Source organism: Affinundibacterium fentianense (genome assembly GCF_018139545.1).
GTDB lineage: Bacteria > Pseudomonadota > Gammaproteobacteria > Burkholderiales > Burkholderiaceae_D > Undibacterium > Undibacterium fentianense.
The window spans coordinates 1-280 of the sequence record NZ_JAGSPJ010000045.1; the positions used below are offsets into that span (position 1 = coordinate 1).

The 280-nt window shown below is 37.5% G+C and carries 1 protein-coding gene; it reads right to left on the reverse strand.

Annotated features, from left to right (window positions below; all coding sequences use genetic code 11):
- On the reverse strand, nt 1–249 hold a 249-nt coding region (locus KDM90_RS17705), incomplete at its 3' end, for an ion channel (RefSeq protein WP_212676948.1).
- Nucleotides 250–280: the final 31 nt, after the last annotated feature.

Sequence of the window (280 nt, forward strand, 5' to 3'; positions counted from 1 at the left end):
AACAAGTGCAATACCTGCAAACATAATAAAGACCGCAAAGAATCTTCCCTCCGGTGTACTAGGAGCGAAATCACCATATCCTACTGTTGTCATGGTTACTATCGCCCACCAAAAAGGTGTTTCTTTTTCAGTAATAGGTCCAGACTCCAAGTACATAACTATAAATCCACCAAGCACCATAATAATGAATAAACCAGCACCTACCTGAAAAAAACTGTTTCGTATCAGTTGTCTAAACCAACGACGCATGGATAAAAATTTAAGTCAAGAAAAAATAAGA